The organism is candidate division TA06 bacterium, from assembly GCA_004376575.1.
Lineage (GTDB): Bacteria > Hydrothermota > DG-26 > E44-bin18 > E44-bin18 > E44-bin18.
This window is the reverse complement of the sequence record SOJN01000054.1, coordinates 1-23,542: the sequence shown is the minus strand read 5'-3', so window position 1 is coordinate 23,542 and position 23,542 is coordinate 1. Positions and strand designations below refer to the sequence as shown.

At 50.0% G+C, this 23,542-nt stretch carries 21 protein-coding genes; 9 read left to right on the top strand and 12 right to left on the bottom strand.

All coding sequences use genetic code 11. The annotated features are described in order from the left end of the window. Positions 1–46: 46 nt before the first annotated feature. On the bottom strand, positions 47–331 hold the full coding sequence (locus tag E3J62_04415) for a hypothetical protein (protein ID TET46406.1): 285 nt from the start codon (positions 329–331) through the stop codon (positions 47–49). Positions 332–620: 289 nt separating this feature from the next. On the opposite strand from E3J62_04415, the gene E3J62_04410 reads away from it, so the two are divergent. The 4 genes from E3J62_04410 (at position 621) to E3J62_04395 (ending at position 3,612) form a co-directional block, all read left to right on the top strand. Then, complete coding sequence (locus E3J62_04410; GenBank protein TET46405.1) at positions 621–1,325, top strand: hypothetical protein; 705 nt, start codon at positions 621–623, stop codon at positions 1,323–1,325. An 8-nt stretch (positions 1,326–1,333) separates the two neighbouring features. Beyond that, positions 1,334–1,918 carry a hypothetical protein gene (locus tag E3J62_04405; protein TET46404.1) on the top strand — a complete coding sequence of 195 codons (585 nt, stop codon included), beginning with the start codon at positions 1,334–1,336 and terminating at the stop codon, positions 1,916–1,918. Further along, positions 1,915–2,703, top strand: a complete 789-nt coding sequence (locus tag E3J62_04400; GenBank protein ID TET46403.1) for a hypothetical protein — start codon at positions 1,915–1,917, stop codon at positions 2,701–2,703. The genes E3J62_04405 and E3J62_04400 overlap by 4 nt, the downstream gene beginning before the upstream one ends. A 168-nt stretch (positions 2,704–2,871) precedes the next feature. Further along, entirely contained in the window at positions 2,872–3,612 is a 741-nt protein-coding gene (locus E3J62_04395; protein ID TET46402.1) for a hypothetical protein, read from the top strand. Between the two features lie 189 nt (positions 3,613–3,801). Here the strand turns inward: E3J62_04395 and E3J62_04390 are convergent, their stop codons facing one another. Beyond that, on the bottom strand, positions 3,802–4,806 hold the full coding sequence (locus tag E3J62_04390; protein TET46401.1) for a hypothetical protein: 1,005 nt from the start codon (positions 4,804–4,806) through the stop codon (positions 3,802–3,804). Positions 4,807–5,148: 342 nt separating this feature from the next. On the opposite strand from E3J62_04390, the gene E3J62_04385 reads away from it, so the two are divergent. Then, complete coding sequence (locus E3J62_04385; protein TET46400.1) at positions 5,149–6,690, top strand: GGDEF domain-containing protein; 1,542 nt, start codon at positions 5,149–5,151, stop codon at positions 6,688–6,690. A gap of 263 nt (positions 6,691–6,953) precedes the next feature. Here E3J62_04385 and E3J62_04380 read toward each other — a convergent pair whose 3' ends face one another. Beyond that, a complete protein-coding gene (locus E3J62_04380; GenBank protein TET46399.1) occupies positions 6,954–7,865 on the bottom strand; it encodes a T9SS type A sorting domain-containing protein in 912 nt (303 codons plus the stop codon). Beyond that, positions 7,808–9,991, bottom strand: a complete 2,184-nt coding sequence (locus E3J62_04375) for a hypothetical protein (protein ID TET46398.1) — start codon at positions 9,989–9,991, stop codon at positions 7,808–7,810. Before E3J62_04375 ends, E3J62_04380 begins: the two co-directional genes overlap by 58 nt. Before the next feature lie 146 nt (positions 9,992–10,137). Between E3J62_04375 and E3J62_04370 the strand changes: the two genes are divergently transcribed. Further along, entirely contained in the window at positions 10,138–10,320 is a 183-nt protein-coding gene (locus tag E3J62_04370; protein ID TET46397.1) for a hypothetical protein, read from the top strand. A 184-nt stretch (positions 10,321–10,504) separates the two neighbouring features. Here E3J62_04370 and E3J62_04365 read toward each other — a convergent pair whose 3' ends face one another. After that, a complete protein-coding gene (locus tag E3J62_04365) occupies positions 10,505–10,777 on the bottom strand; it encodes a hypothetical protein (protein TET46396.1) in 273 nt (90 codons plus the stop codon). Between the two features lie 434 nt (positions 10,778–11,211). Between E3J62_04365 and E3J62_04360 the strand changes: the two genes are divergently transcribed. Both E3J62_04360 and E3J62_04355 read left to right on the top strand, forming a co-directional pair. Then, entirely contained in the window at positions 11,212–12,543 is a 1,332-nt protein-coding gene (locus tag E3J62_04360) for an FAD-binding oxidoreductase (GenBank protein TET46395.1), read from the top strand. 39 nt (positions 12,544–12,582) lie between these two features. Continuing rightward, a complete protein-coding gene (locus E3J62_04355; GenBank protein TET46394.1) occupies positions 12,583–13,542 on the top strand; it encodes a proline dehydrogenase in 960 nt (319 codons plus the stop codon). On the opposite strand, the gene E3J62_04350 is transcribed toward E3J62_04355, so the two are convergent. Beyond that, complete coding sequence (locus E3J62_04350; protein ID TET46393.1) at positions 13,351–14,115, bottom strand: lysine transporter LysE; 765 nt, start codon at positions 14,113–14,115, stop codon at positions 13,351–13,353. The two genes, E3J62_04355 and E3J62_04350, sit on opposite strands and share 192 nt — an antisense overlap. Before the next feature lie 88 nt (positions 14,116–14,203). Next, positions 14,204–15,205: an HD domain-containing protein gene (locus E3J62_04345; protein ID TET46392.1), complete on the bottom strand. Its 1,002-nt coding sequence runs from the start codon at positions 15,203–15,205 to the stop codon at positions 14,204–14,206. Positions 15,206–15,411: 206 nt separating this feature from the next. Between E3J62_04345 and E3J62_04340 the strand changes: the two genes are divergently transcribed. Continuing rightward, positions 15,412–15,843, top strand: coding sequence for an OsmC family peroxiredoxin (locus E3J62_04340; protein TET46391.1), 432 nt, complete (start codon positions 15,412–15,414; stop codon positions 15,841–15,843). A 615-nt stretch (positions 15,844–16,458) separates the two neighbouring features. Here E3J62_04340 and E3J62_04335 read toward each other — a convergent pair. The 5 genes from E3J62_04335 to E3J62_04315 all read right to left on the bottom strand — a co-directional run bounded on the left by E3J62_04335 (position 16,459) and on the right by E3J62_04315 (position 22,710). Beyond that, positions 16,459–17,247 carry a peptidase M48 gene (locus tag E3J62_04335; protein ID TET46390.1) on the bottom strand — a complete coding sequence of 263 codons (789 nt, stop codon included), beginning with the start codon at positions 17,245–17,247 and terminating at the stop codon, positions 16,459–16,461. Between the two features lie 156 nt (positions 17,248–17,403). Continuing rightward, complete coding sequence (locus E3J62_04330; protein ID TET46389.1) at positions 17,404–17,847, bottom strand: hypothetical protein; 444 nt, start codon at positions 17,845–17,847, stop codon at positions 17,404–17,406. A gap of 78 nt (positions 17,848–17,925) precedes the next feature. Next, on the bottom strand, positions 17,926–19,434 hold the full coding sequence (lnt, locus tag E3J62_04325; protein TET46388.1) for an apolipoprotein N-acyltransferase: 1,509 nt from the start codon (positions 19,432–19,434) through the stop codon (positions 17,926–17,928). Then, complete coding sequence (locus E3J62_04320) at positions 19,431–20,444, bottom strand: Gfo/Idh/MocA family oxidoreductase (protein ID TET46387.1); 1,014 nt, start codon at positions 20,442–20,444, stop codon at positions 19,431–19,433. Before E3J62_04320 ends, lnt begins: the two co-directional genes overlap by 4 nt. A gap of 946 nt (positions 20,445–21,390) precedes the next feature. Beyond that, a complete protein-coding gene (locus E3J62_04315; protein TET46386.1) occupies positions 21,391–22,710 on the bottom strand; it encodes a T9SS type A sorting domain-containing protein in 1,320 nt (439 codons plus the stop codon). Positions 22,711–23,542 lie beyond the last annotated feature (832 nt).

Here is a 23,542-nt window from a genome sequence, read left to right as displayed (position 1 = left end):
CATGTGTTACCCATGTCCCGGCACACCTGTTACCTATGTCCCCGGTCTATACAGTCCGGCCGTCGCCTGAGCCTCTGCCCGTCACAAACTCCCTGAAATCCCTGACCCGCCTGCCTGCAATGTCATAAATCGATGCATACTCCTTATGGTAGCCAGCGGACCTATCCAGCCTGACCTGCTCTGACTCCTCACTGACAACACTCACCACTATCGTGGTTCTCTTCCTAAATGGATTGGGCCGCGCCCGCAACCGAAGGCCCAGTCTCTCTCTCCGCCCCTCCATTTCCTCCAGAACCGCCGTAACGCTGTTCTTCCCTCCAGGTGTACCCATCGAATCCTTGCAGGGAGCCCAGTTGTCTTCTCTGTCGGGCAGGAGGAGATCAATCCTCTCTATGGAAACCCCATCTCCTCCGTTAAAGGGTATGGAATCCAGTGTGTCGTCTGGCGTACCGTTTGCACCGGAAGGGATGAATGAGGCAAGGTATCATTTTGCATCACAATCTATTGCAGGTGTTTGTTCCCATACTTCAACGACTCGTCGAAATCGGACCGTACACTTGACATAAATGGAGTTTAGTGTTAGACTATTCTCGTAGTATAACTTTCTTCTACTAGGACAAATGGTAAAGAAAAAGAAAAACACCTTCGCAGATTTCATACTCCCGCAAGTAACCGTCGAAGGTAGATACAGGGACTCTCTATACTGGGACGCTGCAGGTAAGACACTTAGGGCGATTTCAGCCGGGAAGTTCCAATGGGAATTTGAGCAGGTAACCAATAAGGGCGTTAAGATTAGGGACAGAAAGCATGGAATCACCGTGATATATGGTTTTGGAAATGTGATCGTGACCCAGAACTACGTGGAGAACCTCAACAAGTTCAAGGAAGCCACCAGTTTGGTTTTTAATGTAGTGGTCAAGACGCTTGATGTCAAGTATATGACGCGCCTTGGCAATCGATTCTGGTATCTTTTCCCTCTAAATTCCAGACAGAAGGGAGAGAAACTGCTCGCCGAGGCTCAGCTTGTTGGGGACTATGGGGACCGCCTCAAGGACTTTGGAGATGAAATAACAAATAGATCTGTGGTTCTACGTCTAGCGGGAAAGGAACACCATTGCCGTATCGCCCTAAGCGTTGTAGAAAAAGAGACTCAGCTCAAGTTTTCTGATATCGATAGCAAGTTCTTTCCTGAGTGGGCCGTGCTATGTGATGTTGATTTCTACAGAGAGGGAGAGCTCAAGAGCGGTCTGGATGTCTCTCAATTCATACACAGAAACCACAAGACTCTACAGAATAAACTTTTGGACCTCCTCATACCCAGTTGAGGTGAATTGTGTCTATTACGGACAGTACAAATTCGCACGATATCGCTATTTCTGGCTATAGATCTGCTGACATGTCAGCGCAAATGATTTCAATTTCATCTAGCGAATTGGACCCGACCACTGCATTCCGAAGGCTAACGGCAAGTGAAGGAAGACTGGACCACTATGTATCTTTGTCGGCTCAGGAATATAGAACGCTAAGGAGATGGACAGAACTCGAGCTCTCTGAATTGCAAGATGCTCAGGAAGGCATCAGCACGGTATTGGATGGATTCGACGATATGATGGAGCGCACCACCAACTGGTCCAATTTCCGGGAAAGCCTCAATCAGCTATGGCGAGCCAGAGGGCAGTTGTCCCCCATGGCTGTAACCGCTATTGCTCTAGCTCTAACAATATCAAAGCCGCTTCACGCTGAAGACTTGACCGCGCAATTGGCAGAAATCATCAAGGGCCTCATGAAAGATATAGAGATGGGTTCCTTGGATGAGAGCAAACTACAGCTGTATTGTGATTCTTTTGATGAAGCTGGATTCGATACTCTTGCCCCTCTTCATGGAGCTGGAGAGCTTTACAGCCCGGACGAGGAATGAATGACAACCGTATTCCCTGCCTCTTTCTAGATACCACCGCCCAGATCAGGAGACGGATAGGAACAAGAAAAGAGAAGGCAAATATAACCAAGCATTTGGCGAGCACTAAGTCCCTGGTTTCCTCAACTTTTGTAAAGATGGAATACAAAAGACGAATGATCAGGGACCTTGTGTATATGCTAACCGTCCTGAACGAGAGTGATTCCCCAGCTGCATTCTGCAGAAGGATCGAGAACCTTCCAAAAGCACAGTCGCCAAAAATACGGATCATGTTTGCCTATCTGGCTTCATACTATGAGGAAGAAGAAACCCAAGAGCTTTCAATGGACCTCATTGCCGAATCGCTCAAGTTCCAGATTCCTCGTCTGTGGCTTCTATTTGACAGAGATTTGTCTGAAGTCCTTGATGGTACTGGTTGTGCCCAAGCTAGAACTGGCCCAATACGTCATGGGGAATCATTCAAATCTCCTGTGCAACATAACATATGTAAGAAAAGATTGTGTACGATAGGGGATTTTCTTGACACGCATAGGAAGAGATTCGAGAAGATCTACGAGGCTGTCAAGGAGACCGGAGATGAGAAATTCCGTGCGGCTCTCGAAAAAGCCTTCGGTGATTTCAGTAGCCTCCATGACCACAGCGTCTGCTGGCAACTCGGGGATATCATCATTGCACTTGAGATTCCAATAGGATGTTCCGCGTTCACGTCAAATCTTTGCCATTTCGACCCTATATGTAAGGCTCTTGGCTTGAAGGTTCAGAGTTTGCAGTGGGCAGATTCCTAACTCAGGTATCTTTCAGAACACCCTCCACACCCACCCACCCGCCAGTCCCAAGCTTAGCAATTACTCGCATGGTATGACCGAAGAGCTTCTTGACATCGCCAAACCCGCGTGATAGAATGTTCCTGTCAATTGGGATGCTGACTCCCTTTAAGAAAGAGACGGTGGAATATGAAAAACCCGCTCATCATTGGGTTGGTTATTGCAGTGGTCGGTCTAGGACTGAAGGTCCTCTTGGACAAATTTAGAAAGCGCATATCATTGGTGAGCTATACCGTATGGCACCGCAGTCTAGGCACGAGCAGGGATGACCCTCTCTGGGGACCTCTAAAGTTGACATATAGGGATATGCAGATCGAAAGCCTTTTCCTCTCTTCCGTTTCTATTGTCAACGAAAGCAATCAGGACATGTCTCGCATGGAATTGAATATCGGATGCGACTCTGACAGTACGATATTCACATCCCACGCTTGGAAAAAGGGGAGTCTAGGTGAGTTGTCACTTACCAAGAAATGCCAAGATATCCTCTCGATGCAGAAACCAGAAGAATGGGAGTACATACTCAGGAGACGCGATTACGAGCTGAAGGTATTCAATAGACGAGAGGAAGTGGAGATATGGATGGTTGTCAATAATCTCAAGGCAATACAGCCGGTAATAACCGTAAACTCCGACCATCCAGGTGTCAAGGTAGCCCATAAGGTAGTTCCCCCTTTGCTCCTTGGCGAACCAATTGTGCAGAGCAGTATCGTGGGCATGATATTCACTGTATTGGTTTGCATACCGATCATAAAGTTCCTCGAACATAAGACAGTGGCTGTATTCTTAGCGGCATTCCTTGGTCTCTTTGCCTTCTTCCCAGGCCTCCTTTTGAAAAAGGTCTGGAAAGCCGTTGTCAGACTATTGGGCTGAGACTTCCAGATATTTATTCAGAACACCCTCCACCCCACGCCCACCCGCCAGTCCTTGCTCGTGACCTCACCCTGGATGAATACCCGCTCTCCAAAGGTAATGTCTGCCCTCACAAAAGCATCCAGCGGATAGAGAGCTCCCAGGACGAGCCGCCGGTCCCACCAGGACTTGCGACACTTGAAGAAAACCCTACCGAACCCTGGTCATCTCCACAGTTCCATGCTCTTTCCCGATGCCAACCAGGCAGAAGTAGACTCCAGGGGGGACGGGGATTCCGCCGTCTTCAAGCCCATCCCAGACGATTTCGAAAGTATAGCTGGCCCGGCCGTCGCCTGAGCCTCTGCCCGTCACAAACTCCCTGAAATCCCTGACCCGCCTGCCTGCAATGTCATAAATCGATGCATACTCCTTATGGTAGCCAGCGGACCTATCCAGCCTGACCTGCTCTGACTCCTCACTGACAACACTCACCACTATCGTGGTTCTCTTCCTAAATGGATTGGGCCGCGCCCGCAACCGAAGGCCCAGTCTCTCTCTCCGCCCCTCCATTTCCTCCAGAACCGCCGTAACGCTGTTCTTCCCTCCAGGTGTACCCATCGAATCCTTGCAGGGAGCCCAGTTGTCTTCTCTGTCGGGCAGGAGGAGATCAATCCTCTCTATGGAAACTCCATCTCCTCCGTTAAAGGGTATGGAATCCAGCGTGTCGTCTGGCGTCCCATAGGTGTCAACGAACACAGTATCGGGCGTCCCAAGACTCAACGGGTCAAGAGATGAAAGCCCATTGCCAATTGTGGTGTTCTGAACCGTAAGAATCACTGTACCGGGAGGGAAATCGTAGGGCTGAGGCCATGTGCTATCCCCCAGGTCGGTATATTCAGGGTCGAGGATGACAGCAAAGCAGCCGGGCTGAATATTCGTGGTATTTATGACAACATCCGGATCGGCAAGGTTGGTGTCAGACCATGCCCTGATCAGGTCCAATGCATCTCCATCCCACAGCACCCATGCCTCAACATCAACCGTAGTCGAGTCTGCATTATACAATTCAACATACTCATTCCTGTCTCCAGGAGATCCACTCCCGGACTCTGGACCCATCGGATTGGCCATAACTTCGCTAATGACCATCTTGGCCACTGTTCCTGATGGCGCCAGAAGCAGACCCAAGACAAAAACCAGCCATGAGAATCTCATTTTTCCCCCTTATTTTCAGGTTAACTATTTTGAATCGAGATGACACTTCTCAAACAGGGAGACCTTATTCTCACCCATGGGGAGTTATGTTTATAGGACTGGTGTCGCATTAGAGTGAGTAGCTTAAGACGCTGAATGAAATGATGATAAGCAAATGGCTCCGTGAGTCTTGCACATTGCACGTTTTGAACCACCCCCTCAGAACCCAGATTTTGGCTCACAAAACATAACTTTAATAGAGACAATAACTTAAAATCTATAATCCGGACGCCCCGGATGTGGCACACTATTTGCAAAGCATAGAGTGCGGTTACAGGCATACTGACAAGTAGGAGCGAAAAAATGGCTATTGCCGCAGATAAACTCGTTGCTCTTTTAAGACCCATTTTACTTCTGGCTGCTCTTGCCGCTGTGAAGCTAGGGGCAGGCAAATTCCATCCCATTATTGAAGCAGATGTCAACGTTCTGGTGTCAGTGGGGGTTTTATACACACTGATAACCGCCTATTTTCAGTTCAAGGGATGCTCGATCGGTACAGGAAGATTTTGCCTCGCTATCGATTTCGCCTTGATTTCAGTCATAGTCCTCAGAACAGGAGGACTGGAGTCCAACTTTGCTCTTCTGTACCTTCTCCCAATAGTACAGAGCTCTTTCGTGCACGGATTTCGAGACACCGCAACGATAGCAGGCGTTGTGTGGCTCGTTCTCATCTCTCTCGCGATCTCACAAGGGCCGAATACGAAAGTAGTGACACCCCTGTATTGGAAAGCTCTTATATATGGCGCCTTTGCAGGGGTTCTCTGGCTTTCCGTTAAAAGGTTCGAACACCGTCCAAGGTCGCACGAGAGGCAAGTAAGAGAACTGACAGCTCTTGTACATCTTACTTCTGCACTCGAGTCATCCCTGGACATTGACGAAACTTCAGAGGCAAGCCTCGACATCATTCTTCCAATTTTTGATGCACAAATTGGCGCCATCACTATTCTAGGAGCCGGCAACAACCTCGTTACGAGAGCGAGCAGAGGGCTATCCAAAACCAACTGGTCAGCAGTAAGAAAACTGACCAGAGAGACCATTGGCACGAAGCAAGGCAGGGTGGTTGAAAAACAACTGGCCAGGGATGACATCGATGAGCCCTCCAGCTCAGACGCTGCATCTCTCCTCTTCGCTCCTCTATTAGTGAGAGAAAGTATCGTAGGTGTACTCCTGGTTGGAAAGCAGTACCCCCACCAGTGGGATCACTCCGAAACTGCCCTTCTGAAAATCATCGCAGACAGACTCGCCGCATACATTGACTCGGTCACACTTTATGATGAAACCAGGAGACTGGCCATCACCGACGAACTGACGGGAGCTCATAACCACGGATATTTCCGCAAAAGAGTAGAAGAGGAGATAAAGAGGGCTGACAGATACAACAGGCCACTTTCTCTTGTCATGATAGATGTAGATCAATTCAAGGAATACAATGACATCCAGGGGCACCAGATGGGCGACGAGGTTCTGAAAGGTATCGCGAATACATTGAAGAGATGGACAAGGCTCATCGATGTCGTCTCGAGGTATGGGGAAGACGAGTTTGCTGTCATCCTCCCGGAAACTGATGAGGAAGGGTCTATGACAGTGGCGAGAAGGCTGAAGAAGAGGATTGAGGACACCTATTTCCCATTCGAGTCCTCTCAACCTTCAGGCTGCATAACTGTCAGCATGGGCATAGCAACTTTCCCGGAGAACGCCGTATCAGCAAAAGAGCTCATCAAAAATGCGATTGACGCGTTGGACAACGCCAAATTGAAAGGAAACACTCTTTGCTCCGCCGCCTCACAGCTCGTAGGTGTTGAAGATCTTGTGAATCAGCTAGTGACAAAATGGAAACGAACATAGTCTGTGGGCCGCTCTGTTGGACTGAAGCCCTGTCTCTGGCAGGGCTTCAGTCTTTTTGCCTGAAATCTGCCAGAAATAGAGAAAGGGAGCCCTCCGGGACTCCCTTTCCCATTTGCATCATCTACTTATATCACACAATAGCTACTCCTGTCAACAACAATTTTTGAGAAGTACAAAGTAGGAGGTGCAAAGTACAAAAGCCCATCCCTCCGTCCCCCTTTGCGCATTCCGCTTTGTACTTTGCTCTTCGTGCCTCGTACCTCCTATCTCATCCTTACCATTTTCACGGTTGCCGAAAAGTTGTCCGTGGTTAGTCTGCAGAAATAGATACCAGATGATACGACCCTGCCTGCTTCATCCCTGCCATCCCAAACCAGCTTCAACCTTCCCGCCCCCTTTTCGGTAATATCGAACGACTTCACCATACGACCACTCACATCATACACCTCAAGGCGCCTGCTTCTCGAGGCACTACTCTCGGGGAAGATGGCACTGATGCTTGTGGCTGAGCTGAACGGGTTGGGGCTATTCTGAAGAAGCCTTGGGTGTGGAGACCAGCTGGTCTGGACCCCACACTCCTCATCGCAACCGACAGTCGCCCCGAACCAGAGGAGAATTCTCTTGAGGATTATTGGCCTGTGATCATAGCCTTTTGCAAAGTCATTCACGCCCTCCAGCCCAAAGGAGAAGTACACGGTCTTGAATACTCCAGAATCGTATCTCACTCCGGCGACCCCGTCATCGTACAAGAAGACGGTGTCTGCACCCGGCAATGCGTCAATTATGTCCTGAGAGGTCTGGTTACCTCCTCCGCCACTTCCTGCTGTAACTACGGTCAGCCCGTTACCAATCAGATCGCCGGGGGCGCCTTCGAGTATGTGGTCGAGGGAGCGCGGACCAACGAAGCTGGCCTTGAGATAGTCTGAGTAGAACCAGTGCGTTCCTATGTCCTCTCCTATGTTCTGGCCGGTAAGGAACAGTCCACCACCGCTGTCCAGATACTGAGAGAGGGAGAGTGCCTCTCCATCAGTGAGAGTGGCGCTATCTGCATCTCCGGTAAACCAGATTACAGCAGGGAATTTGGAAAGGACTTCCACGTCGGGAGCAGAAAGATTCTTCACGTCCCAGTCATAGGCTTTGATACCCAGGCTACCCAGAGAAGATTCAAAGAACATCTCAAAAGGGGCACCCTCGTCGTCGTCAACCAGAAGTACCTCCGGATGGCCAACTCTGACCACAACGGTAAAGTATGTATGTAGAATATGGGATTTGCAAAGAGCTGCACGAAGAAAGGAACATCAATCACTCTCGTGAGAGTGTCTGAAACGACAAAAAGAAAAGGATCAGCGGAGTTGTCACCTGTCGAGTCGATAGGGATTTCACCAAATATGGAGGTTTCCTTGACGATGTCTATTGATGGTTCTGTGCACGACATAGTCGCAGTGACGCTATCTGCACTAATTCCTATTGCCTGAGAAAACCTCAACCAGTTCACCATCTTGACCGTGTCTCCCGCATCCAGAAACATGTCAGGCTGCGCAGAGATATCTGTCACCTCAAAACTATCCAATTCGAGTGTGGGCCCAATGCCGTGCCTTCCGAAAGCAAGCGCTATCTCTGTACCGTGCGGGGTGCCATTTGTGAGATCTCCATCATCATCGTCTACCACATACACTTCCAGAAGATAATCCAGGAAGTTCTGTGGGTTAGGCTGACTGGGACTCCCCGGCAGGCCATATCTTGCAAAGTGGAAGAGCGATTCTGCAAGGGGCACATCGCCCAGGTTCTCCCTCATATGCCATAGCGCACCGCCAATTATCATGCCGTCATGATGAGATTCTCCCCGAAGATCCTCAGGCGACCTCATGTTGTTGTCAAGATCCCTGGGGGTCATAACCCCTTCCCCGATCCTGGAGTCATTGGTTATCGTTGCCGCATAGAAATCTGAAAACCCTTCATGCATCGCGCCTGAAGGAGCGCTGGGCCTGTACTGGTAGTCTGTTATGCCATGCCCATACTCGTGATAGACTACGTCAGCGTGTTGTACGAAATCGTTTCCCCCGGCGCCGAAATGCATCCCGTACCCATCCCAGTAAGCGTTGGAAAAATTCGGAATGTTCACTTCGCACGGCATCTGGTAATCGAGGAACAAGAAATCCGGATCTACCAGCTTTATATGGTCGTGAGCAACATTTGTGTGGAAGTATCCATCCCTTTCACCTGGAAGAGAATTCGTATCACCCCAGGCCATTTCGCCGTTGATACCCGGAGTTAGACTGTCCTGACATACAGCTTCAGGACCAGCATAGTTGGTTACGCGCACAAAGTTCCCCACCAGTTCAGTCCTGACCAACCTCTTCCCCGGCCCCTCAACTTCAATCTCGAAGTGGCCAAGTGTGTCTGAAATCCCCCACCCTCCACCACTTCCAAAAACCCCAACCCATTCATACTCGAATGGCATCTCTTCATACGGATCGCTCCGGTGCTGCGGATGAATCAATCCGACAATATCCCCGGTAATAGTATCGTATCTTATATCATCATAGAGAAGCAGAACCTCTCCTGTATTTGCATCTACAATTCCCCTGTAGTGGGCAAGTGGCCGTTCGGTCCAGACCTCGACATACCAGGCAAGAGAGAAGCCTGGCCCAGACTTACCGCCTTCCGGGAAAATGACCAGCTCACTCTCCATCAACCGGGCGCCAGCAAGGAGAAGGCTTTGGACAGCGCTTTCGAGTATCAAGCCGGGATTGATATTGATGTCTAGAGACGGGTAGGTATCTGCGCCAATGAGGAACACTCTACCGTCATCTGTGAACCTGAGGTCCACCCTGCCATCCCAGACCCTTACCCCCTTGAAATACCGGTCGAAGACCACAAACCACTTTCCAGACCTTCTTACGGCCCTCAGCAATCTCAGATCCTCACCAGACACCTTGAAGATTTCTTGATTCTCTTGAACGAAGTGCCTCGCAGTCTCCTCGACATTCTCCTCAGTTATCCCTCCGACGGCCAGGGGCAGGGAGGGACCCACCGCCCTGTGAATCGTCCCACTTAGGGAATTCCAGATGCCGCACCAGCCAGGATATTTCGACTTCAGCGCATTGGCCTGTTCTTCTGGAATCTCGTGCAGTTGAAACCCGTAAGGGGGGCTTGAGATTGTATGCCCCGGCCTTTGAAACGCATATCCGGCAAGGTTGGCCACAAGCAGAAGAATCAGAAACGGTTTCCATGCCAGATGTCGGTAGCGGATTTCGCCTCCTCTATCAGAGTGGCTGCACTTTCTGAATGGTTTGTCCAACGCCAAAATCACCACATACAGGCCCTGTTGTCAACCTCATCAGATTCTCCGGATTCTGGTTTTAGCGCTTGACTTTGCCCTTTACAATGCTATTCTCGTTAGGGCGAGATGTAGATTTCAGCAAAAAACCGAAAGGTGGTGAAAAAATGGCAGGAGAGACCCTAGTTGTCGTATCGAAAGCCAAGAAATATGCCAAAGAGCACTTTGGCAAGAGGCTGTCTGGCGAGTTCCTGGAAACTCTCAGCGATAAAGTCAAGGCCTTGATGGCGCAAGCCAACGAGAACTGTGAGTCCGGACGGCAGACACTAAAGGGACGAGATTTAGGTTAGGATTCAAGTCTAGGCAAGAAAATCCGGAGAGCCCATGTGGGCTCTCCGGATACACCTCACCACCACCCCACCCCCAACTTACATTATTTCCTCTTCTTCTTCCTTGTCGTCTTCTTCTTTGCCGCCTTCTTCTTCTTTGTCGCCTTCTTCTTCTTTACCGGCATCTGACTCACCTCCTTCTTCCTTACCCATCCCCTCCCTTCCCTCTTTGGGAATCAGAAGTGGAAGAGCTCTCGAAATTGAAACCCATCTGCGGATAGTCACGAGCGGCTTTCTCGAATGCAGCCTTGGGACTGGTCTGGTATCTGGTCATATACTCCCAGGCCCGCCCTATGAGAAAAGCGTCTTTCTCGCTAAACTGGTTCTGATCAAGAGAGCCCCGCTTCACCTTCCTGGGAGATACATACCCTGCGCGTACGAAGTAGGAGAGTTTGTCCCTCGTAAGTCCCTTGACCAACTTTAATACTTCCCCTGCCATCATGATTTGCGAACTTGTACAAATACAAGTACTCTTGCCACCCACAATAGTGCTCGTGCTCTCCTTTGTCAAGATTTTTTTTCTCTCCTTCTCTTTTTTTGCATCTCATTGGGTGTTGACACCATCCCCTCAATCTGATAACTTCCCGAAAAAATGGGGCCTATCAAGAGGTCGTCGCGGAATCACTGAGAACCAATACTCGGGCAAACTCGACCTATGAGGAGATCCTGGATCGCCTGGCTAGATATCAACTTTCCACCCAGGAACATCGCAGGATTCATCAACGAAATTTTACTGCACGGTCTACGAGCTGATGATTGTATCCTATCGTTTCTAAACCCCAATCGAACCGCTAGCCTCGAGATATACGTCTACTGAGTGTTTTTCAGTCCGGAAGTGCACAGTTTTGACCGATGCCCAAGGTCGGAAAGAACATGGGAAACCGCTTTGATGTAATCATTGTTGGTGGTGGCATTATCGGAGCCTCCATCGCGTATGAGCTTACGCAGACCTTCCCAGAAGTTCAGTACCTTCTGATTGAGAAAGAGAGCCAACTGGGCCAGGAGAATACTGCCAAGAGCGCAGCATGTTTTAGAAGCGCGTTCTCCAGCACCGTCAACATAAAAGCTACCAGACATACTATTGAAAAGCTGAAAGCCATATCAAACAAGAGAGACATCGGCCTCAGAACCAGTGGGTACTTGTGGATGCTGGGCCTCCCCCAATTGAATAAGCTTCAGTCCGTTTTCGAGAAGATAGCTGGTTCAGGAGTTGATGTGACATATCTGGGTCCTGACCGGCTCGCTCAGAAGGTCCCCGGGTTGATGATTGAGCCTCCCTCTGAAGGCACGAAGGAATTCGAAGGCTACATCAACGACCCCAACCTTCTCCCTGAGCCCGACTTCGCTCGATTCTTCAAGAAGGTCAGTAGTGATAGAATCAGTGTGGACACCATTGCCGGAGGATATTTCTGTGGAGATTGCGGATTCCTGGAACCCTCGGATCTAGTCGATTTCTTGCGGTCTGAAATACGACGCTCCAAGAACGGTAGAACCAGAACAGATACAGAGGTCATGGAAATAACATATGAACATGGTCGTGTTGAAGGGGTGAAGTTGAGAAATGACGAACGAATCCTGGCAGACAAAGTGGTGGTTGCTGCTAGTATCTGGTCGAACAAGCTGTTGGCGCCACATGATCTTCATGTGGACGCGCACCCTGTCATGCGGCAGTTTTTCCACATCGAGCTGAGCGGCGAGTCCTGTGCACTGAGTGACATACCTATGGTGATATTTCCAGGCGGAGCATTTATGAGGAGCTCTCCCGAAGGACTGATGGTGGGGTACGCCCACCACAACGAAGATGAGGTTGAGAGATCGAGCGGGAGAAGATCCATTTACCATTCAGGACTTCGGTTCTACCTAGACCTGTATCTGCCGGGATTTCAAAACCTGAGGAGCCCCAACTACGTTTGGGGACATTATCACACAACACCAGATGACGCCCCCATAATCGTGAACCGTGACGACGGGCTCGCGACCGTGTGCGGTTGTAGTGGAAGTGGCATAATGAAGGCACACTATCTAGGCTATCTGGAGGCCCATGCCTTGTCTGGATGTATTGATAGGTTGCCACCTGAGGACAAAGAGAATCTGGCTTTGATGACCAATGAAAGGTTTGCAAAAGACGAGGATGGGGACTACCTGGACAAAAGCAAGTGGATCACCGAGGAACTGGTATTATAGTCTCTAAGAATTGTCACTCTCAGAACGAGGATCCTTCAGATGAATGTTTTCAACAAGACCATTGCAACTCTTCTTCCCTTCATTCCAAAGCCGATCCTCTGGCAGTTCTCCAAAAAGTACATCGCTGGTGCCAGCATGGAAGCTGCAATCTCTACAACACAGAGCCTCAATGATGCGCGAATTTGCGCAACACTTGATGTGCTCGGCGAAGACACCATCAATAGGGAAGACGCTCACAAGGCCACTCAGTTGTATCATAAGCTTCTGGATGTGATCCAGTCAAGCGACGTGGACAGCGGAGTCTCTCTCAAGCCGACCCAATTGGGACTGAGACTCGACAGGCAATACTGCTACGGGAACATTGGCTCCATCGTCGAAAAAGCAGAATCCTTTGGGAGATTCGTGAGAATAGACATGGAAGACCACACATGCACCACAGAAACTCTTGACATTTACTATTTGCTCAAGAAGAATCATCAAAATGTGGGAATAGTAGTACAAGCATGTCTCAGAAGAACGCTTGATGATGTTAGAAGACTCGTCTCCGAAAAGGGCAATGTCAGGCTCTGCAAAGGAGTCTACATCGAGCCTGAAGAGATTGCTTACTGCGACAGGCAGGGAGTAAGAGACAACTTCCTCCTACTTCTGGAAGAACTCCTCAAAGGTGGTTGCTATGTGGGAATTGCAACACATGACAACTACCTGGTCGACGGAAGCTACAAGATTATTCGAAAGCTGGGGTGCAAGAACTCTGATTATGAGTTCCAGATGCTGCTGGGAGTCACACAAAACCTCAGACAGTCTATCCTAGACAAAGGTGACAGGATGAGGGTCTACGTCCCCTTCGGGGAAGAATGGCGCGCATACTGCATAAGGCGTCTGAAAGAAAACCCTACCGTCGCAGGCTACGTGGCCAAAGGTGTCTTCACTTTTAGAAGAAGTGGCCCGGCCACGCGCCATCAGGGGAGATACAATAAACCAGATTCCGAATCCGATTAGCATCAAACCACACCCCACAAACACAATCTTTCTGAACTTCCCTCCCCAGAACCTTTTCATCTTATAAACTACAAAGGCAACAAGATAGTCCCAGCCAAGATCGCACACCCAATGCAGAACTGCAAACACTGCGACAATCATAGCTCCAAATCTCGCGGCCCTCACGACCAGTGCAGCACCAATGGTAGCCCACCACAGAAAGAAGTAGGGGTTGGCCGCCGTCGTTGCAACTCCGGCCAGTAGCGAAGACCCCGAGCTCCCTTTCCTTTCATCTTCTATGGCCATTCTCATTCGTATCATTTTATACCCCATAAACACAAGCATGCTGCCGCCCACAATGCCCATGATTACCATGAAAAGAGGTTTCTCGAATATGGTTCTGACACCAATGTAGATTAGAGCTATCAATGGAAATTCTACTGCGCCATGCCCCAGGGCTATCCACGCACCAGCGTGTTTGCTGGAGTATCCTCTGGCAACCGTTGCCGCAAAAACAGGCCCGGGCATAACAACGCCGGACAGAGAGATGAACACAACAAACAGCAAGAAGATAGGTAGGCTGCCTTCAACCATTTAAGCCATCTTAGCAGACACGAATCCACTATGCAATGGAAAAGGCCCCCAGAAGGGGGCCTTCCAAGGGAGGCAGTGACCAGAATTCTTACAGAAATCCCATTCCGTTTTTGCCATCGACCATAAAGAGAGTCTGCTCGAGATCCGAACCCATCTCTTCCGCCTCTTCTGACTCCTGAGAGATCCGGAGAACTCCGCTTTCAATCAAGTCCATCAAAGCGGTGCATACTACATCGTCAAACATCGTCGTTGAGTATATTATTATACGCTCAACAAGCTCATCGAGTGAATGTGCCCTCTGATACAGTCTCTTAGAACTGAAAGCATCAACGAAGTCGGCGACACCGATTATTCTCGCGCCAAGTGGGATTTCATCCCTTACCAAACCTTCGGGGTAACCTGAACCATCGCATCTTTCATGATGGTATAGAATCAGAGGCTTGATGGGCCATGGAAATGTAACATTCGAGAGCATTTTGACTGCAAGGAACGGATGCATTTTCATCCTTTCGTACTCCTCGGGAGTAAGAGGACCCTTTTTGTAGAAGACAGACGGAGCTACTTGCAACTTCCCTATGTCGTGGAGAAAACCGGCCACGAAGATGGCTTTCTTCTCTTGTACTGGAAGGCGCATCGCGTCGGCCATGGCAAGCGAGTATCTCGCTACGTTACTCGAATGGCGCACAAAATAGGAGTTCTCGCTCATAATTGCTTCGCTACAAACGTTATCCTGCGAGAGATTTATCACCTGGGTAGCGTCTCCCTGCCGTGATGAATGGGCGGCACAGCTCAGAAGCGAAATCCCCAGAATACTACCGAAGTCGACCAAGCTCAATCCCGGGATGTCGGCGTCAGCAACAATCAGCGAACCTGTGCATTCCCCTTCTTGCTCAGATCGCTCGTCGCGAGACACTTCGTCGTTTGGCTCTCCGTAGAGATTCTTATGATCAGAAAGTGCTACTCTCATAGTTCTTAACCTCCTGACCCATGCTTGAGCAAGAACCATGCCAGAGACCGATTCCGATTCTGTATTCCTAAGTCCAAGTAAGAAAAAGACATGTGCAACGCGGCGCACTACTCTTTTTCTCATCCCGGGTTATAATCATTTACCAGTAGTCCTCCAGACAGGACAGGTGGCAACATCTGGTTTCAGTAGGCGATCAACAGTAAGAGGCGGGTTTCCTTGATTCAAGATCTGGAGAGCTGAACCCGATTGACTCTTCATTCTGTTTCTGTTAGCCTTTCAACCTGTGGTACGAACGCGGCTTGGACTGTGACAGTAAGAGGGAGGCTAGAATGACTATCAAGGTAAGACTGGTATGGACAAAAGAAGGGAAGTTCATTGCTGAAGACGAGTTAGGGCACTCGTTCGTCCTTGAGGCGATACCGCCTGAGGACAAACCTCTGGGCGGATTCAAGCCTGTCTCCTTGCTCCTCCTTTCCCTCGCAGGATGCATGGCCTATGACATAGTCTCAATACTGAAAAAGAAAAGAGCAGATGTGACAGGCTTCACAGTAGAAGTGACCGGTGAACAGGCAGGTGAGCATCCCAAGAGGTATACGAAAATAGAATGTGAATTCAAGGCCGAGGGCGATGTCAAAATGGCTGATATGCAAAGGGCCTTTGAACTGTCAAGAGACAAATACTGCTCAATTCTCGCCACTTTCAAACAGAGCCCGGAATTCGACTTCAAGCTGACCACACTTCCCGATGCCGCCCAACCCTAGAAGCCATCCGCCCCAGGCAATGATTCGAAATTCCACGCCTCCCTCTTCCTCACCTTCGAAATTCCCATCTACCCCCTACCGTACCCTCGAAAATAGAAATTAGACCCAAACCGCGTTCGGTACATCGGTTTTGTAGGGGCAGGGTCTCCCTGCCCTACCAGATGGGCGCGGGAACCGCGCCCCTACAAAAAACAGTTACAACAAACCGAATGTCATTCTGGAGTCAAAAAGGCCCGGCTTTTCCAGAGAAAAGATGAGGCCCGCCCCGTTTCTCGCGAAGCGAGATACACGGGGCATGTTTCGTCCTGTTTAGTCTTTGTTAGAAGTCACAGGCGAAGCGCAGAGAGTTCGTTACAAAGAGTTAATCCCGAGCGGAGTCGAGGGGAGGCGTCAGCCGAAGGATCTGCTTTTCGCCGGGCCAACAACCCCACTTCTCATTGCACCTCGACAGGCTCCTTTCGGATAGCCTCAGAAGGCCGTGAAACGGCCCGGGCAGGCGGCATAAACTGCAGACTCGCGAAGCAATCTCGGATTTCAATTTCGTAGTTTCGTAATTTCGTCTTTTGTGTCAGCAATCTCGTGTAATCTTGTGGTTCCAATGTGTTGGGTCAAACGTTACAGTCTTGCTTTTATCGCCGCGTATTCTGACTCGCCATAGGGCAGGCTCTTCGCGCCCTCGCCGAATCCATCCACCTGCTTCTCAACTCTTGTTATTCTCTCGGACGTTGGAGGATGCGTTGAAAGGAGCTTCTCCAGAGTTCCTGGTGGATTCTTCTCCATAGACTTGAATAGACCCAAGAGCTGGACCATCCCATCGGGGTTGTATCTAGCCTCGTACTGATAAAGAGTTCCGTACTCATCCGCCTCAAACTCATTATCTCTTCCATATCCCATGAGGGCCAACCCCACAGCCGCTCCCACGACGTTCTGTACAGCCTTACCCTTTTCACCAAGAGCAACCTTGATCAGCAGACTGATGCCATAAACCTGCTGAAGTTTCTTGATGGAGTGCCTGGCAACCACATGGGCTATCTCATGCCCGAGCACAGCCGCAAGCTCTGCCTCACTATTCATCGTCTTCAACAACCCTTTATACACGTAGATAAATCCACCGGGACACGCAAAGGCGTTTATCTCATCATTGTCAAGAACCTTGAAAGAATACCTTATGTCTTTGCGGTCGCAGACAGAGACCAACTTCTGACCGATGTTATTCACGTAACTCTGAACCTGAGAATCTCCAAGGACTCTTTCTTTGGACTCAACGTCTGCTGCAACCTGCTTTCCAATGTCTACTTCCTGAGAAGTACTTATGAATATGAAGCTCTTCTTTCCTCTTGGCCCTGTTGTAACACAGCCCACTAATGCCAAAAGTAACACAAGCAGAACAGTTTTCCTCAACATACATACCTCCCTGGCACTCTGTCAGGTCTCATCCAGCCACAGGATAGCTATCCCTACTGACACAGATAGGACATCGGCTCGAGGCAGCAAAGGAGCCGGCCGCCACCAGACATCCCCCTTCCGTCGAACCCGCACGCAAGACAGTTCAAGGCGCAACTACTTACTGACGAAGACCGGGAAGGCAAATGTCCCCCTGGTTGATCCCAGATGCACAGTCCCCCTCAGGTCGTAGTTGGCCTTACCCTCCTTGACAGCCCAAGCGATCGTAGGTCCTATCTCTACAGTGTTGAAAGTAACCGTCGTATTCAAAATATCAGTCTCACCAGGAGCTATGGTCACGCCCTGACCCATCGAACCCGTAAGCGCCTTCTTCCCGTTAATGAAGAGCTCATAAGAGAGCTTATCCACAACCACATCAATGTCGTTGGTGTTTTTTGCAGAAACCATCACTGTCAGAGTCATTTCCGGCAGGCTGAAATCCGTCACTTCCACACCTTTGAACTTGAACTCGCAGTTCTTGAGACTACCTCTTTTGGCGATAAGAGCGCAGCCAGCAAGCAGCAAGATGAACACAAGAGAAGCAAGAACTTTCCTATTCATTTCACCTCCTTGGTGTGCAGAAAGGCTTTCCAAGTACACGCCTTCTCAATTTCCTCTCCTAATCTGAGCAAAAAGAGGCTACTTCCCAACCCTCCTCCTTATCACAATCAATCCTATCAGAGCAAGACCCACGACCACCACGGTCCAGCCAAAAACATCCCCGTGTCTTGAATAGAAGGTTTCCCCTACTTTCAAGGAGATGGAAGCAGATTGCGTCACTCTTACGTATGTTTTCGTCCTTCCCTTCACCCTACCATACGGATCTATGAACATAGATACACCAGTGTTCGCACATCTGGCCATGGATATTCTATTCTCTATGCACCTCAGTATAGCCATCTCAGCGAGCTGGAACTGCCCGCTCGTTCTCCCCCACCACCCATCATCCGTAGAATTCACCAAGAACTGTGCACCATTGTTGACGAATCTCCTCACCAGCCTCGGGAAGATAGATTCGAAACATATGAGCGGGGCGAATTTAACCTGGCCAATCTTCATTAGCTTGAATTCCTTACCCGGGGAAAAGTTCCCCTGCCCAAGCGGAACGTCCCTCAGTTTGGGAAACACATCATCAAATGGAAGCCGCTCTCCGAACGGGACCAATTGAATCTTGTGGTAGCTGTCCACAATGCCTCTCTGGGGTGAAACAAGAAAGAGCGCATTGAAATACTTGTACTTTCCATCACCTCCCCTCTCCTTCAGGTCGTTTGCGCCCAGCAGTATCGGAGTATCAACCGAGTCTGCCACCTTCTGTACTCGGTGGAGGTAGTCCAATTCCTTCCTAAAATAGCCTGGTACAGCGCTCTCCGGCCACACAATCAGATCAGTCTCGTCTCTTGCGAGACGGTAGGTTTCACCAAATAGAACCCTCAACCTCTTCTCATCTTCCTCCAACCTCTTCAAGGAGGGAGGAACCTCAGCCTGGACGAGCGCAACCCTCACCGAGCTCCCACCGTAGAACTTATGCAACATTTGCCAGTGCGTTATGGGAAGCCAGAATGCCAATATGAGAAAGGCAAGAGAGATGAACCTAACCCGCCTTCTCACTTTTGCGAAAAGGAGAAAATATAGGGCGAGATTGATAGATACCACCCAGAATGAGACGCCGGCCACGCTTGTGAATGAAGCAAACTGTATGAGCTTTACGTAGCTGGTCTGCGTATATGCAAGACTCCCCCACGGGAAGCCCAAATGTGAGAGCGACCTCAGAAACTCCAGGCCAACGAAGAAAAAGGGGAAACACAACAGGCCCAGCGCGCCAAAGGCCAGCCTTGCGAAGGCCAAACCAAGGAATGGGAATGCAAAGGCAAACCCCATATAGACACCGAGCAGACCAACACCGCCGATGAGAAATGGTCTGATGTTTGGCTCCACCCACATGTTTGCTATCCAGTACAACAGACACACACCAAAGGTGATACCACCCAGCATTGAACTGCGGAATACAATACCGACAGGCTTTCCTCTTGTACCAGCAAGCAGCGGTACAAACGCAATGAATCCCAGAAAACCAAAAGGCAACGGGGGAAAGGACAAAGCAAGAAGGACTCCGGATGCTACTGCCAGAGGGTAAGGGTTACGTTTCAATCAAGCCTCACCTCTCTTCTTTTTCTTGAAGACTCATACGCTGCATCCGTTATCTTTGCTATCAAGACACCATCCTCACCTGGAGTAAATGGTCGCTCGCCTTTCCTTATGCAGTCGATGAAATGTGCTGCCTGAAGGTCATAGGAGACCTTAAACGGATTCCCCACTGATCTCAGCCGGGGAGTAACGTTCACAGGGTTGCCCAACATCAACTTGTGAATCCTCAGAGGATGAAGCAAGCCAGCGCCCTCAGTACCAAACACATTCAAATAGGTAATGTCCTTCTCATATATCAAGGTCCAGGAGACCTCAACAGTGGCAGATGAACCCTCATCAAATTTGAGAAGAATGAAGGCAGAATCCTCAACCTCTTCTTCCTCTGACCTCTTGTAAACAAGCGAATCGACCGCAACCACCTTCTTCTTCTCCGCAAACCACAGGACCAGTTCTATCATGTGAATGGCCAGGTTCAAGATGACGCCGCCTCCTGCATTTTTCTTCTTATGCTTCCAGGAGTCCACTGCAGCATGAGTCATTCTTTGGAGCCAACCTGTCTTCATGTAGTATATATCTCCCAGCTCGTTCTCGTCGATCAGACTTTTCAACAGTTGGGCGTCGGGTCTGAACCTGTAGTTCAGGCCAACCATCAACAATCTGTCAGCTTTCGCCGCAGCGGAGACCAGCTCCTGGGCGGAGGCGGCATCCAAGGCCAGGGGCTTTTCGCATAATACGTGCTTTCCATAATCAAAGGCCTCAAGAGCCATCGGTGCGTGCAAGTAGGTGGGGGCACATATGACCACTGCGTCCAGGTGGTCTGATCGGATAAGCTGCTCATGGTCGGCATAAAGATGTGGTATGCCGAACCTGTCCCCCAGGTGCCTTAGTTTTCTCTCGTCTGGATCGGCAAGAGCAACAAGTTCGCAGTTCCTCGCTTTTTTGAATGAGGGAACGTGAGCCACCTGAGCTATTGTTCCTGCCCCGATAATTCCAACACGAACCTTCTGCACCAAACCCTCCTGTTTCCCTGAAGCAAAAAAAGATTAACAGATAATATTGTCGCGGTCAACGTGTAACATCAAACTTGACGAGCTGTCAGCCCCAACCAATGATTCGAAATTCCACTCCACTCTCCTCACCACCTTCGAAATTCCACTCAACCCTGCCCCAACGCCTTCGAAATTCCTCTCAGCTCCTCCCCACACATTCGAAATTGCGAAATTAGAAAAGTAGGGGGCGCGGGAACCCTCCTCCGCTGAAGCTACGGAGGGCAGGCTCCTCCTTCGCCCTTCGTGGCTTCGGAGGACACGCCGCGCCCCTACAAAAAACAGTTACAACAAACTGCATTGGGGGCAGGCACCAAGTTTTACAATTTTGGGGCTTGTTAGGAGAACCTACGCGCCCAAATCCTGGGGGAGGGTGCTGAGCATGTCTGATAACCCTTCGGGATTAAATGACTTAAGGTGGTTTGGTCATAATTGTAAAATTGGGGGGCTGTCCCCAGCAACACTACAAGACGCAAGCCCGACTAAGGGGATAGCGCTGAGTCGGGCGAAGTCCCCCGAAGCCGATTAGGCGAAGGGGGGAAGAATCTGCTTTTGATGATCTCTTCGCCAGTGCCATACAGCTGAACAGCAACAGCAGATCCTTCGTTTCACTCAGGATGCGCATAATACTCATAAAGTGTTGCTATTCTCATGTGTTCTTTAGTGACAAATAGAACTTCGTTTGGGACGGTGAGTTCGTCAAGAAGCGCATTACTACTGCGATTGCAGGTTCATGAGAGTCTTCTTATGCACGATCCACTGTCAGGTACAGATGATGTTTCTAGCATGATTATTGAAAGGGTTCAATGATTGAGCCCATTTTCTCTCGCATGTTCTTCACTCAGAGTATCTTACAAAGTAGGGGCGTAAGGCTATACGCCCCTACACATTGTCATTTGTGATTCCTCAATAGTTACTTGAGCACTACCACCTTTCTCTTACCGCTGAACGGACCAGCTATGAAACGATAGATGTACATGCCGCTGGCGACGCTCACTCCTCGCTCATCCCTGCCGTCCCATTCGCAAGCATAGTAGCCAGGCGACTTCGTCTCATCGACAAGCGTCCGGACAAGCCTTCCAGAAATATCATATATCTTCAGGCTCATGTTGCACACCTCAGCTATCCCATACCTGACACATGAACCTGAACGCGAAGGATTAGGATACGGCCTGCCCAGAGCGAAAACTGGCCTGGAGCCACCAATAGAGGCGACCTGAACCTGCTGAATGAGACTGCTGTTCTCTTCAGCCCTGACCGCGTGATGCCATGCCTTGCCATAGAAGTCAACAACCTGACCGTATTCGGGGCGCCTCTTCTCCTTCTCCTTCTCCGCTTTCTCCATGGCTTCACGCGCCTTCTCCAACTCCGCCGGGTCTCCACCAGAAAGCTCAGCCTCCACTATCTTCACCTGAGCAAGCGTGCTGTCAGCATCCATGATATTCCACTCTACGGCAAGCAACTCCTCTATTACTTCCGGAGGATACTTCTTCGATAACAACTCTGTCTTCACATGCTTCGCCGCTCCCTTCTCCTTCTTGAAGACATTGTCGCCATACCTCTTTTCACCAAGGTCGACAAGCCCCTCTGGTACTTGACCACCGAGCGTCAAATCACCCTTGGTAGCCGACTCATTCGAAGCAAGACCACCCATGTTTTTCTTTTCGCGCTTACCCTGACTCACATGCCACGGACCTATCCACCACATGGAATTGAGGCTCTCCTCTATCTTGCTTATGGCTTCATCCACTTTCTTCCAGTCTTCCTCAGGTATGTCAGACTTGATCCCTTCAAGGCGCGAAATTGCGATATTCTTGTTAGTTATCGGAGCGGGATGGGCGTATACGGCGTAGATGTAGCCCGCGTAGAAGGTGTGCTCAGCGCTCTCTGAGGGTCCGATCACATGCTGTCCTATTGATGCCCTGGCCTGGTAGGTAGGAGAAGCGGGTTTGCCGCCTCCGTTGTCCAGAACCTGAGGATAGCTCCTGTAGTTTGCGCTCTCACCCGCCAACGCAACCGAAAAGAAGAGCACTGTTGAAAGTAAGGTCAGGGCAGCTGTAAGAAGCTTCCATTGTCTATTCATGGTTCCCTCCTCACTTGGACAGGTCATCTGTTTCCGGCGCCCGGCGGGATTCCTCGTATCTCTCTCGTCCCGCCTGGGTTCGGAACTGGAACCGGCCTGCCTGGCCCATCTCTTCAAGCTGCGCCCTGGTGCTGACCAAGAACTCGTCATCCAGGGAACGTCCGGCAAGGTCTTTGTCCTTGGCTTGCTCCACAGGCATGATGATCCGGGCTATCTCCGCAGACTGATCCTTACGGTCTCCGGTGGCAGTCCAGTAGACCTTTGTGCCGGGCTTTCCGCCTATGACAAAGCTGTTCCCCCTAAACTCCTCTGCAACAAACACGTCGGAAGTACCTACCCCGGTCAACTGAACCATAGGGTTCCGATTGAGTGCGTCAAAGTAGTCGGGCAGGTGAACTTCGGCCCGTCCGTTTTCGCCGATATGAGCAACACCCCTGTAGATGAGCACCATTTCAGGCGACTCCACGAAGTAGTGGTTCAGGATCTTGTTCGTCGGATCGACCGGGTGGTCTATGGTAAAACTACCCGCAGCCTTTGAAAGGAGCCCGACGCGAGTCTGCGATGATGATGTTGCTGTCTGCCCATTGAACGCAGCTGAGTTGGAGCGGTTAGACGGGACATACGAATTACTATTCGCTGCAAAACTGTAGTACCCATAAGCCCTGTTCCTGTATCCGCCGGGTACCGTCCCATACCTGCCGCTGGCAGTGTTGTAATATCCACCTCCCACGGTTGAATAGTAGTAAGTGGCATTGTTCCTATATCCGCCTCCCACGGTTGCATTATCAGAGCTCGCAGTATTGTAACCTCCACCTGCCACCGTTGCCCTATAGCGGGTCGCAGTATTTCTATATCCACCTCCCACGGTCGAATAGTAGTAACTGGCATTGTTGTAATATCCGCCCCCTATCGTCGAATAGTAGTAAGTGGCATTGTTCCTATATCCGCCTCCCACGGTAGCATAACTACGGCTGGCGACGTT

Bases quoted from the DNA above. Each gene is read 5' to 3' on its own strand.
- E3J62_04415 (TET46406.1), bottom strand. From the start codon at position 331: ATGGGTACACCTGGAGGGAAGAACAGCGTTACGGCGGTTCTGGAGGAA.
- E3J62_04410 (TET46405.1), top strand. From the start codon at position 621: ATGGTAAAGAAAAAGAAAAACACCTTCGCAGATTTCATACTCCCGCAA.
- E3J62_04400 (TET46403.1), top strand. From the start codon at position 1,915: ATGAATGACAACCGTATTCCCTGCCTCTTTCTAGATACCACCGCCCAG.
- E3J62_04395 (TET46402.1), top strand. From the start codon at position 2,872: ATGAAAAACCCGCTCATCATTGGGTTGGTTATTGCAGTGGTCGGTCTA.
- E3J62_04390 (TET46401.1), bottom strand. From the start codon at position 4,806: ATGAGATTCTCATGGCTGGTTTTTGTCTTGGGTCTGCTTCTGGCGCCA.
- E3J62_04385 (TET46400.1), top strand. From the start codon at position 5,149: ATGGCTATTGCCGCAGATAAACTCGTTGCTCTTTTAAGACCCATTTTA.
- E3J62_04380 (TET46399.1), bottom strand. From the start codon at position 7,865: ATGTTCTTTGAATCTTCTCTGGGTAGCCTGGGTATCAAAGCCTATGAC.
- E3J62_04370 (TET46397.1), top strand. From the start codon at position 10,138: ATGGCAGGAGAGACCCTAGTTGTCGTATCGAAAGCCAAGAAATATGCC.
- E3J62_04360 (TET46395.1), top strand. From the start codon at position 11,212: ATGCCCAAGGTCGGAAAGAACATGGGAAACCGCTTTGATGTAATCATT.
- E3J62_04355 (TET46394.1), top strand. From the start codon at position 12,583: ATGAATGTTTTCAACAAGACCATTGCAACTCTTCTTCCCTTCATTCCA.
- E3J62_04350 (TET46393.1), bottom strand. From the start codon at position 14,115: ATGGTTGAAGGCAGCCTACCTATCTTCTTGCTGTTTGTTGTGTTCATC.
- E3J62_04345 (TET46392.1), bottom strand. From the start codon at position 15,205: ATGAGAAAAAGAGTAGTGCGCCGCGTTGCACATGTCTTTTTCTTACTT.
- E3J62_04340 (TET46391.1), top strand. From the start codon at position 15,412: ATGACTATCAAGGTAAGACTGGTATGGACAAAAGAAGGGAAGTTCATT.
- E3J62_04335 (TET46390.1), bottom strand. From the start codon at position 17,247: ATGTTGAGGAAAACTGTTCTGCTTGTGTTACTTTTGGCATTAGTGGGC.
- E3J62_04330 (TET46389.1), bottom strand. From the start codon at position 17,847: ATGAATAGGAAAGTTCTTGCTTCTCTTGTGTTCATCTTGCTGCTTGCT.
- E3J62_04315 (TET46386.1), bottom strand. From the start codon at position 22,710: ATGACGAGTTCTTGGTCAGCACCAGGGCGCAGCTTGAAGAGATGGGCC.